This window comes from Nocardia sp. BSTN01, assembly GCF_015354405.1.
GTDB lineage: Bacteria > Actinomycetota > Actinomycetes > Mycobacteriales > Mycobacteriaceae > Nocardia.
On record NZ_JADKYP010000055.1, the window covers coordinates 31592 to 42440 of the forward strand.

General features: G+C 69.1%; 12 protein-coding genes. 3 read left to right on the forward strand and 9 right to left on the reverse strand.

The window, feature by feature from the left end; all coding sequences use genetic code 11:
* Positions 1–28: 28 nt before the first annotated feature.
* The 4 genes from IRT45_RS29690 to IRT45_RS29705 form a co-directional block, all read right to left on the reverse strand.
* On the reverse strand, positions 29–1639 hold the full coding sequence (locus IRT45_RS29690) for a cobyric acid synthase (RefSeq protein ID WP_194809124.1): 1611 nt from the start codon (positions 1637–1639) through the stop codon (positions 29–31).
* Positions 1636–2499 (reverse strand): type I methionyl aminopeptidase, encoded by an 864-nt coding sequence (gene map / locus IRT45_RS29695; protein ID WP_106955550.1) that lies wholly within the window; start codon positions 2497–2499, stop codon positions 1636–1638. Before map ends, IRT45_RS29690 begins: the two co-directional genes overlap by 4 nt.
* 59 nt (positions 2500–2558) lie before the next feature.
* Positions 2559–2990 carry a hypothetical protein gene (locus IRT45_RS29700; RefSeq protein WP_228535465.1) on the reverse strand — a complete coding sequence of 144 codons (432 nt, stop codon included), beginning with the start codon at positions 2988–2990 and terminating at the stop codon, positions 2559–2561.
* A 387-nt stretch (positions 2991–3377) separates the two neighbouring features.
* Positions 3378–3680: a hypothetical protein gene (locus IRT45_RS29705; RefSeq protein WP_194809125.1), complete on the reverse strand. Its 303-nt coding sequence runs from the start codon at positions 3678–3680 to the stop codon at positions 3378–3380.
* Between the two features lie 132 nt (positions 3681–3812).
* Between IRT45_RS29705 and IRT45_RS29710 the strand changes: the two genes are divergently transcribed.
* Positions 3813–4676, forward strand: a complete 864-nt coding sequence (locus tag IRT45_RS29710) for a helix-turn-helix transcriptional regulator (RefSeq protein WP_194809126.1) — start codon at positions 3813–3815, stop codon at positions 4674–4676.
* A 20-nt stretch (positions 4677–4696) separates the two neighbouring features.
* Here the strand turns inward: IRT45_RS29710 and IRT45_RS29715 are convergent, their stop codons facing one another.
* Both IRT45_RS29715 and IRT45_RS29720 read right to left on the reverse strand, forming a co-directional pair.
* On the reverse strand, positions 4697–5518 hold the full coding sequence (locus IRT45_RS29715; protein ID WP_194809127.1) for an ABC transporter permease: 822 nt from the start codon (positions 5516–5518) through the stop codon (positions 4697–4699).
* Positions 5515–6348, reverse strand: coding sequence for an ABC transporter permease (locus tag IRT45_RS29720; RefSeq protein WP_084461400.1), 834 nt, complete (start codon positions 6346–6348; stop codon positions 5515–5517). The genes IRT45_RS29715 and IRT45_RS29720 overlap by 4 nt, the downstream gene beginning before the upstream one ends.
* A 183-nt stretch (positions 6349–6531) precedes the next feature.
* Here IRT45_RS29720 and IRT45_RS29725 point away from each other — a divergent pair, with 183 nt between their 5' ends.
* Together IRT45_RS29725 and IRT45_RS29730 are read left to right on the forward strand one after the other, a co-directional pair.
* Positions 6532–7047 carry a peroxynitrite isomerase gene (locus IRT45_RS29725; protein WP_228535491.1) on the forward strand — a complete coding sequence of 172 codons (516 nt, stop codon included), beginning with the start codon at positions 6532–6534 and terminating at the stop codon, positions 7045–7047.
* A gap of 168 nt (positions 7048–7215) precedes the next feature.
* Positions 7216–7371, forward strand: coding sequence for a hypothetical protein (locus IRT45_RS29730; RefSeq protein ID WP_156055460.1), 156 nt, complete (start codon positions 7216–7218; stop codon positions 7369–7371).
* A gap of 67 nt (positions 7372–7438) precedes the next feature.
* Here the strand turns inward: IRT45_RS29730 and IRT45_RS29735 are convergent, their stop codons facing one another.
* From IRT45_RS29735 to IRT45_RS29745, 3 genes are all read right to left on the reverse strand, one after another.
* On the reverse strand, positions 7439–9259 hold the full coding sequence (locus tag IRT45_RS29735) for a penicillin-binding transpeptidase domain-containing protein (RefSeq protein WP_194809129.1): 1821 nt from the start codon (positions 9257–9259) through the stop codon (positions 7439–7441).
* 80 nt (positions 9260–9339) lie between these two features.
* Positions 9340–10200 carry a GNAT family N-acetyltransferase gene (locus tag IRT45_RS29740; RefSeq protein WP_194809130.1) on the reverse strand — a complete coding sequence of 287 codons (861 nt, stop codon included), beginning with the start codon at positions 10198–10200 and terminating at the stop codon, positions 9340–9342.
* A gap of 108 nt (positions 10201–10308) precedes the next feature.
* A partial coding sequence (locus IRT45_RS29745) for a flavodoxin-dependent (E)-4-hydroxy-3-methylbut-2-enyl-diphosphate synthase (RefSeq protein ID WP_194809131.1) occupies positions 10309–10849 on the reverse strand: 541 nt, incomplete at its 5' end.

Genomic DNA, 10849 nt, shown 5'->3' on the forward strand with positions numbered 1-10849 from the left:
GATCGGAGGCCGCCCACACCTTCCGCGCTCAGCGGCCGACGGTCAGCGTGGGCAGGCCCGCGGGTGCCCCACCGCTGATCAGCCGCTCGAGGGCCGCGACGTCGAGATGTTTCTCGATGAGATCGGCGAGCAGGTCCAATTGCGCCGTGCGCACCGCCTCCACACTCGTATCGGGCGCGACGAGGAAGCCGGTGCGGCCGGCCTGCTCGGCGGCCTCGCGCAGCCAGGCGCGGCGGAACTCGTCGGATTCGAGCAGCCCGTGCAGATGGGTGCCCCGCACGGCGCCGCACACGCTGCCCTCGGAGCTGATTTCGGAGCTGATTTCGGAGACGCCGCGGCCGGCCTCCGGGGTGGCTCCGGAAATCTCGGTCCAGGCCGGATCGCCGCTGCGCCGGACGCGGCCGTGGTGAATCTCATAGCCCGACAAGGCGATTCCGGCGACCGCGCCGCCGCTCGAGGCGCCGCGGCCGGCGCTGCGGCGCAGGACCTTGGGATCGGCGAACTCGATCTCGAGGTCGAGAAGTCCGAGTCCCGCGACCTGCCCGGCCGCCGACTCGACCTCGTCGTCGATGCGGCGGCCCAGCATCTGGTAGCCGCCGCAGATCCCGAGCACCGGCTTGCCCGCCGCGGCGTGGGCACACACGGCGTCGGCGATTCCGGTGCGACGCAACCAGTGCAGGTCCGAGACCGTGGATTTGCTACCGGGAAGGACGATCACGTCGATTCCGTTCAGGCGTGACGGATCGCTCACCCAGCGCACCGAAACCCCCGGCTCACACGCCAGCGCCTCGATATCGGTGGAGTTGGAGATGCGCGGCAGCCGGATCGCGCCGACGCTCAGCCATTCGGTGCCCATCGGCGGTCGCGGCCGGCCGACGGGGGCGTCGGCGACGGTGCCGAGGGAATCCTCCGCGTCGATCCACAGCTCGTCGCTGTAGGGCAGGACCCCGAGCGTCGGGCGACCGGTGAGCGCGGTCAGCCGGTCCAGCCCCGGCCGCAGCAGATCCACGTCGCCGCGGAACTTGTTGACGATGTAGCCCGAGATCAGCTGCTGATCCTCGGGATCGAGAATCGCCACGGTGCCGAACAGATGCGCCAGCACCCCGCCTCGATCGATATCGCCCACCAGCAGGACCGGCAACTCCGCGGCCTGCGCGAGCCCCATATTCGCCAGATCGGTCGCGCGCAGGTTGATCTCGGCGGGCGAGCCGGCGCCCTCGCAGATCACCACGTCGAATTCGGCACGCAGGGCGGCGAGTTCATCGGCCACCACCGCGCGCAACCGCCGCCGGTGCCGGAAATAGTCGCGGGCGCCGACGGTGTCGACGGCGACGCCGCGCACCACCAGCTGGGAGCGGCGGTCGCTGCCGGGTTTGAGCAGTACCGGATTGAACCGCACGCTGGGTTCGAGGCCGCAGGCGCGTGCCTGCAACGCCTGTGCCCGGCCGATCTCGCCCCCGTCCAGGGTCACGACCGAATTGTTGGACATGTTCTGCGCCTTGAACGGCGCCACCCGCACACCGCGCCGCGCCAGCATCCGGCAGATGCCGGCCACCACCACGCTCTTACCGGCATCGGAGGTGGTGCCGGCGATCAACAGCGCGCCGTTCACCGCGCCGGCCGCAGCGGCGAACCTCATGGGAGCGTGAGGATTTCGGCGCCCTCCTCGGTCACGACCAGCGTGTGCTCGAATTGCGCGGTCCACTGGCGGTCCTTGGTGACCACGGTCCAGCCGTCGTCCCAGATCTCGTAATCGATACCGCCGAGGTTGATCATCGGCTCGATGGTGAAGGTCATGCCCGGCTCGATGACCGATTCGATGGCGGGCTGGTCGTAGTGCAGGATCACCAGGCCGCTGTGGAAGGTCGGGCCGACACCGTGGCCGGTGAAGTCGCGGACCACGCCGTAGCCGAAACGGTTCGCATACGACTCGATGACGCGTCCGATCACGTTCAGCGCCCGACCGGGCCGCACCGCCTTGATGGCCCGCATGGTGGCCTCGTGGGTGCGCTCCACCAGCAGCCGGGCCTCCTCGTCGACGTCACCGGCGAGGAAGGTGGCGTTGGTATCGCCGTGCACGCCGTTGATGTAGGCCGTGACGTCGATATTGACGATGTCACCGTCTTCGATCACCGTGGAGTCCGGAATGCCGTGGCAGATCACCTCGTTCAGCGAGGTGCAGCAGGATTTGGGGAAGCCCTTGTAACCCAGGGTCGAGGGGTAGGCCCCGTGATCGCACAGATAGTCGTGCACGACCGCGTCGAGGTGATCGGTGGTGACGCCCGGGGCGACGGCCTTACCGGCCTCCTGCAGCGCCTGGGCGGCCAGTTTGCTCGCCAGCCGCATCTTCTCGATGGTCTCGGGCGTCTGCACCCACGGTTCGCGGCCCTCGTTCACGGTCTTCTTCCACGCGTACTCCGGCCGCTCGATCGAGCGCGGCACCTCGCGCACGGGCGAGAGCGTTCCGGGGGCGAGCGGCTTGCGGGTGCGCACAGACATGTATTCAGACTATCCGCCCCGGGGCGAGGCCACGGCGGCGACGCCGCTGTGCGCTGCGGTTACCGGGCGGGCGGCGCGGTGACGCCGCTGACGAGGTCGGTGTAGCCGTCGACCAGTTCGGCGAGGTGGTACCAGTGCTTGTGGGTGGTGTCGCTGCGGGCGCCGTCACGGTCGATGGCGCGGTTGGCGGCGACCCAGCTGCCGGCCATGCGGTCCACCATCGGCCCGAGGACGTCGGTGCGCAGCGCGACGCCGGTGCGATACCCCGGCAGTTCGCGTTCGACCCATTCGTTGATGTCGTCGACGAGTTCACCGCGGCGGCAGTCGATTTCCGCGATGAGAATCGGGTCGGCGATCTGCGCGCGCCGGGTGTGCAGTTCGGCCAGCGCGCGGGCGGACCGCAACAGTTCACGGTCCTGGAATCGCCGACCTTGGAAGGCGCACAACAATTGCGGGGCTGCGGGTAACGCACTGGCAATCGAAGTCGTCATCGTCGCACCGTCATCACTGATCTCCGGATTTCGCTCGTCCGTCGTTCGGATCGAATGTGGCGAATTCAAGGGTAGATCGGATTCTGCTCTTGCATATGCAAGAACGCAAGATTGCGTCCGCATTGCTGGAATCACGGTGTGGTCACAGTGTTCCCGATATCGGGATATGCCCGCGACGTGCGATGATGCCTCGAGAACGACTGTGCTGGTAATCATTTCACGGGCCGTCCGTCGATGGCCGGAACCCGCGACGGCGCGTCGGCAGTGATCGTGCGACGCGCTCAGTGTGGCGACAAACCACGCAAAACGATCTCCATACCGCCGCGAGTGGACGGTCGACGAAGTGCTCACCTACGCAGAGAAAGCCGGCTGAGCCGGGCGGGCCGATCAGTTCGTGCTCGCGTGCATTTCCCAGATCAGCACCTCGCTCGGCGTCACGGCCGTGATGCGGTGCCCGCCGGTGCTCGTGGTACGGACCGCGTCACCGGCGGACAGGGTGGCCTGCCCGTCGGCCGTGCCCTCGAAGACGACGGATCCGCGGGCGAGGAAGATGTGGCCGAACGGCGCCTCCGGTACCAGGACCGCACGACCCGGGTCCAGGCGCGCGACATGGAAGGCCGCGTAGCGGTTGCCGAGGGTGATCGCCGTCTCGCCGCGATGCCGGGGGATTCCGGATGCGACGGTGACCAACTCGTTCGCGGATAATCCCGGGCGGGCACGATCGCGCCGGGACCTGTGCGGCGGGCGGTATGCTCGCCCGACCGTTCCCATATCCGTGGAACGTGCTCCAGCGTCCCGAATCTCACAAGGAGTACGCGCGCGATGGCAGGTAAACGCACGGTGCTGACGGTTCAGCTGCGGCGGCTCGCCGCACTGCTGTCGGAGATGCGTGAGCAGGCGGGGATCAGCAAGGAGGTGGTCAGCGCCCGCACCGGCATCAACGTCACCACGCTCTACCGGATCGAAACCGCGCAGGCGCGCCCGCAGCGACGCACCCTCACCGCGATGCTCGACCTGTACGGCATCGGCGAACCACAGCGCTCCGACGCGGTGCAGTTGCTGATGGAGGCGCAGAAGCCGGGCATGTCGCGTCCGTTCGAGGCGGCCGTCTCGGAGGTCTACGCCGCCTACATCAACTTCGAGACCGAGGCGCTGTCGGCACGACTGTTCCAGACCTCGTTCATCCCCGGCCTGCTGCAGACCGAGCGCTACGCGTGGGCCGTCCTGGACACCGCGATGCCGAAGGTAGAGACCTCGGTGATCGAACAGCGCCTGCGGGCACGGGTGGAGCGCTCCAAGGTGCTGAGCCGCGACGGGAATCCGCTGGAGTTGTGGGTGGTCCTCGACGAGGCCGCGATCCGCCGGGTGGTCGGCGGGCCGGAGGTGATGCGCGAACAGTTGCTGCGCCTCACCGAGGACACCGACAAGCGCAATGTCATCCTGCAGGTGCTGCCGTTCGGCGCGGGTGCGCATCCGGCGATGGTCGGCTCCTTCGTCGTCCTCGACTTCCCGGATCCGGCCGACCCCGAACTGGTCTACGTCGAAGGGATCGCCGGCGACGATATCGTCGAGGGCCACAACGAGATTCGGCGCTTCGGCGTGATGTTCGACCAACTGCGCGCGATGGCATTGAGTCCGCGCGATTCCGCGGAGATGATCAACGAGATCGCCGACGGCCTGCGCTGAGCGACGCCGCGCGGCACCGCTCACTGCCGGCTGGCACGCCGGAATCCGACCGCCGCCGGCACCGCGAACACGACCATCGCACCCACCGACCATCCCACCGTCGCCCACAGCGGCCCGCGCGCGGGCTCGCCGAGTGCCAGCGCACGCATCGAGTCGATCGCCGTGGACATCGGCTGATGAGCCACGATCGGCTGCGCCCAGCCGGGATAGGCGGCCAGCGGGACGAATCCGGTGCTGAAGAACATCAGCAGCGAGGATCCGAGCGAAATGGCCTCCACCACGAACGTTTTCGCCGAGAACACCGCCACCGCCGTCACCATGGTGGCGAATCCGATCCCGTAGAGCAGCGGCACCCCGAGCACCGCGAGCGCGGCGGCGGGACGGTGGAACCGGAAACCGAGCGCCATGCCCACCGCGAACAGCACCACCGTGCAGAGCACGATCCGGGCGACCTCGGCGAGCAGCCGCGACAGCAACCCCGAGGCGCGATGGACCGGCAGCGCCCAGAAGCGGCCCAGCAGGCCCGCATCGCGTTCGCGGCCCAGCGTCACCGCCCCGGCCAGCGATCCCGACATCACCGACACCACGGTCACCATCGGCACCGAACCGTAGAGCGCGTCGACCCCCGAGAACGACGAGATCTGCCGTCCGAGCACCGTATTCAGCATCACCAGCAGCAGCGCCGGGAACACCAGGATCTGTGCCGTCGTGAGCGGATCGCGGCGCCAGCGCCGCAACAACCGGCCGGTCTGCACCAGGGTCTGCGGCGGCAGATACCGCCAGCGCTCGGTATCCACGTGCACGGTCGCCAGTTCGCGCACCGCGGTGTCCGCCCCCGTCATCGCTGCCGCCGCACGGCCAGCACCACCGACCCGCCGCCGAAGACCAGCAGCCCGGCCACCGTCCACACCACCCCCGGCCCGATGGTCGACCGGTCCACCGCCGTCGCGAAACCCGGCTTGTCACCGGCGAGTGCCCGCATCGCGTCGACGAACTGCGACACCGGCTGATTCCGCGCGAAACCCTGAATCCACGGCGGGAATTGGGAGGCCGGCGCGAACCCGGTGGACACCATGCCGAGAATCAATTGCGGCAGCATCAGCACCTGGGTGGTCGCCTCCGGCGATTTCGACAGCGCACCCAGCAGATCACCGAACAGTCCCAGCATCACCCCGACCGACACCGAGAACAAGACGAAACCCACGGTCTCCCAGGGACTTCCGCCGAACCGGAAGCCGATCACGTGCGCGGCCAGCAGCGCCGCGGCCAATGCGATCACGATGCGGTATCCGGTGGCGGCGGTGCGGGCCATCAGCGGCGCGATCGGCGGAATCGGCATGGTCGCCAGCCGGGCATCGAGACCGTCGCGGGCATCGACCGCCGCGCGGAGCGCCGCCGCGGTCGCACAGAACGACACCGCCTGCATGACGATCATCGGCATCAGGAACTGGGCGTAGCTGCTCGCCCCGTGCCCGGCGAAACTCATCACCCGATTCAGCGGGACGTAGAACCCCAGGGTGAACACCGTCGGCGCCAGCACCGCCGTCAACACCTCGCCGTTGCGCAGCGACGGCCGGATCTGGCGCCGGGTGAGCACCCAGCACGGCAGCCACCAGCCCCGCAGCACGGCATGCGCGCCCCGCCGCGGCATCGCCTGGATTCGCACGGTCATCGCCTGCTCCGCTCGCACCCGGTCGGCATCCGTCCATCACACCAGACCAGGGCCCGCCGCGGCGCGATCTCCGCGCAAGCGAGGTCCGATTCGCGATGTATGTCGCGACCTACCGGCCCTCGTCCCGGACGAACCGGACGGGGCGGCGTGGTCCTCCCACCCTCGGCGGCGCGGGGAACTAAGCTGTGCGCCGTGCTCGAACCCCAGCCCGCCGTCGCGCCCCATCCGGATATCGCCCATCTGGCTCCGCTGCTGGGCACCTGGCGGGGCTCCGGCCACGGGGAGTACCCGACCATCGAGCCGTTCGACTATCACGAGGAAATCCGGTTCGGCCACGTCGGCCGGCCGTTCCTCACCTATCGGCAGCGCACCCGCCACGCCGGTGACGGCCGCTCGCTGCACGCCGAGACCGGCTATCTGCGCTCGATCGGCGCGGACCGGGTCGAGCTGATCCTCGCCCACCCCACCGGGATCACCGAGATCTGCGAAGGGCGGATCGCCGTCGCCGAGGACGGGCTGCGGCTCGAACTCGATTCCACGCATATCGGCACCTCCGGTACGGCGAAATCGGTCACCGCGCTGGGCCGCTCGATCCATCTGTCCGGGGACACGATCGACTACACGCTGCGGATGGCGGCCGTCGGGCAACCGAAGCAACACCATCTGTCGGCCAGCTTGCACCGCGCTGAACAGAATTAAAAATTGAAGGCGTAACCAGGCTTTTCATGGCCTTTTCCGCTGCGCGTTCCGGCACAGGGGGTTGTCGGCGCGCGGTTCGCCGGTTTACGGTTTTCCAGGTCGGCTAATAGTCGGCGAACCCGATGGTTCGATGCCAGTGGCTCTCACTCACCGACAAGGGAGAAGACCATGAAGCGTTCGACGCTCACGCTGATCACCGCGGGGATGATCCTCGCCGGGACCGGGGCCGTGGAGATTCTGGGAGACGGTTCGGCCGGGGCGTCACCCCCGACCGAGCACGCGACCTCGGCCACCGTCGGTGGAACGGAGGTGCAGGGACAATAAACGCCACCCGAACTACACAGCTTTCACCCCCGTGACCGGACGCGCCGAGCGTCCGGTCACGATTGTTTCAGGCACTCCCCGGCGGCAGAGCCGCCAGCATATCCCTGGTCACCGCGACCGCGTTGTCGGAACTTCCGCCCCGCACCAGCAGGGTGGCCCACGCCAGATCCCCGCGATAGCCGATGAACCACGAATGCGAGCCGCCGTCGACCTCCGCCTCACCGGTCTTGCCGAACACCTCGCCCTGGTCGGCGATCCGCTCGGCCGTACCGCCGGTGACCACCTTGCGCATCATCGCCTGCAACCCCTGCACCACCTGCGGCGACAGGCTCGGCCGATCGCCGTGCACGGCCGTCTCGTGCCCGGAGATCAGATACGGCGTCGGGGCCGATCCGTGCGCGACCGTCGCCGCCACCAGCGCCATGCCGAACGGGCTGACCACCACCTTGCCCTGGCCGATCCCGTCCTCGGTGCGGACCACCTCGTCGTCGGCACGCGGCACCGAACCGGACACGGTCGGCAACCCGGCCACGGTGTAGTCCGGACCCACCCCCATCCGCGCGGCCGCGTCGGTCAGTGCCGTCCCCGGCAGTTCGCTGGCCAATTTCGCGAAGGCGGTATTGCAGGAACGCTCGTACGCCGTCGACATCGGCACATCGCCGAGAGAGAACTCGTCGTAGTTCGGAATCGTGCGCTCCCCCACCACGATTCGGCTCGGGCACGGTACGACGGTATCCGGGTTCGCGATGTCGGCGGTCATCGCGGCGGCGGCGGTGACGGTCTTGAAGGTGGAGCCCGGCGGATACAACCCGATGGTCGCGACCGGACCGTCGGTGTCAGCGGCCTCGTTCTGCGCCACCGCGAGGATCGCTCCGGTGGAGGGCTGGATCACCACCATCATGGTCTGCTCGCGGCGCGGGTCGACGGCCCGCTGCGCGGCGTTCTGCACGGTGCGGTCGATACTCAGCGAGAACGACGGCGCCGGTTGCGGCGCAACCTCTTTCAGCACATCGGTGTCGACGCCGTCGGCATTCACGGTGACCACGCTCCAGCCGGCCTTGCCGTCGACCTCGTCGATGACGGTCTTGCGGATCTGGGTCATCAGATCGGGCGCGAAATGCCGGTCGGTCGGGATGAGGTCCCACTGCCGGTCGGTCGTCACCCCCGGCAGGCCCAGCAGCTGTCCGCTGACCTGATCGAATTCCCAGTCGCTCAGGCCCAGGACCAGGGCGGGACCGCGTTGTTTCCGGGCCGCGGCCAGGACCGCGTCGGTGGTCACGGTGTCGTCGAACTGCTTCAGCGCGGCCGACAGCGCACCGGCCACATAGCCCGGGTCCGGGGCGTCGGACACCGTGAACGAGATCCGGTGCACCACACCCGGAACCAGCACGTCGCTGCCGGATCGTTCGTTGACCCGGGCGCGCGGCGCCGGGGTGGTGCGCAGATGCAGACTCTGGGTGTCACCCAATTTCGGGTGGATGTCGGAAGCGCTCCAGCGCACCTTCCACTGCCCGCCGCTGCGGCCCATCTGCAACTGCCCGGAGTAGGACCAGACGCGGTCCTTCGGCAGCGTCCACTCGTAGGTGTAGTCGACGGTGGCGGTGTCGCCGGTGACGCGCGCGGATCCGGTGTGTGCGGTCAGGTGCTGTGCCTGCAGGTTCTGCCACGCCGAAGCCAGTGCCGCCGAGGCCTTCTCGGGCTGCGTGGTCAGATCGGCGGCGTCCGCCGGATCCTGCCGGGCGAAGGCGGCCAGAAAGGAGTCGGCGGCGGCGACCGGCCCCTGCGGTCCGGACGAACACGCGCCCGCCGTCATCACCACGGCGGCGGCCGCACTCAGCACCAGCGCGCGGGGCGCCCACGCGCGCGGCGCACATCTCGACTTCGACATCGCCACCGATGGTAGCCAGCCGGTCGCTGGTAACCGTTGCGACACACTGGTTTTGCCCCGTGCGCGATCGAACGGGGAGTTCAGTCCACGAGGATCGTCGCGAATGTCGCGACCTGATGGAAGCCGACCTTGGCGTAGGCGCGGCGGGCGACCTCGTTGTAGGAGTTCACGTACAGGCTCGCGGTCCGCCCCGCCGCGACCACCGCATCGGCGACCGCGGCCGTCCCGGCGGTGCCCAGGCCGCGCCCGCGCCACTGCGGATGTACCCAGACGCCCTGGATCTGGCCGGTCCGCCGCGACATCGCCCCGACCTCGGCCTTGTAGACGACCTCACCGTCCTCGAAGCGCGCCCAGGCACGGCCGGCTTCGATGAGGCTCGCGACGCGCCGCCGGTATCCGCGACCACCGTCACCGGCCCGCGGATCGACGCCGATCTCCTCGGTGAACATGGCGACCGCGGCGACCAGATACCGTTCCAGCTCGTCACCGCGTACGCGGCGCACCCTCGGATCGGGAACGGCCCGCGCGCGGCCGTCGAGGGCCAGCAGCGGCTGATCGGCGCGGATCTCGCGCGGCGGACCCCACCGCTGCTCCAGCGTCTCCCACAGCGGCAACGCCAATTCCTGGCGGCCCACCACCGAGGAGCACACCCGCGGCCAGCGGGCCGCGCGGTCGGCGAAGGCCCGCATATCGTCGGTCGTCCCGCGCAGCGGCACCAGATTGGCGCCGGAGAAACACAGCGAATCCGCCGGGGTGCCCCGCGTCCACAGTTCCCCACCGCCGCGATTGTCCAGACCGTATTCCTGCAGGCGCGCGGCGACCATGCACCCGGCCACCGGATCGGTGTCCAGCACTTCCAGCACCTGCGCCAGATCGCGATCCGCGAGCTGACGAGCACCGGAAATCCGTGACCGGCGCGACGGTTCCAGCACACTCCGCACGCTCCCAGCCTGCCATGAACGCCGCCTGCGTGCGGGGGCTTTGCTCGGCTCCAAGGACAGAATGCGGCCGGCGCGCGACACGCCCACTCCCCTATCCGCGTCCGGCGATCAACCGACGGTGACGACGGGCTCGCCGGTTTCGGCGTCGGTACCCATCTCGTCGGCGATGCGCATGGCCTCTTCGATCAGCGTCTCCACGATCTGATGTTCGGGCACGGTCTTGACGACCTCGCCCTTCACGAAGATCTGGCCCTTGCCGTTGCCGGAGGCGACACCGAGATCGGCCTCGCGCGCCTCACCCGGACCATTGACCACACAACCCATCACCGCCACCCGCAGCGGCACCTCGAGACCTTCCAGACCCGCGGTGACCTCGTCGGCGAGGGTGTAGACATCGACCTGCGCACGTCCGCAGGAGGGGCAGGACACGATCTCGAGTTTGCGCGGCCGCAGATTCAGCGACTGCAGGATCTGCCCACCGACCTTGACCTCCTCGGCGGGCGGCGCGGACAACGAGACCCGGATGGTGTCGCCGATGCCCTCGCTGAGCAGGGCGCCGAAGGCCACCGCCGATTTGATCGTGCCCTGGAAGGCCGGTCCGGCCTCGGTGACGCCCAGGTGCAGCGGGTAGTCGCACTGCGCGGCCAGC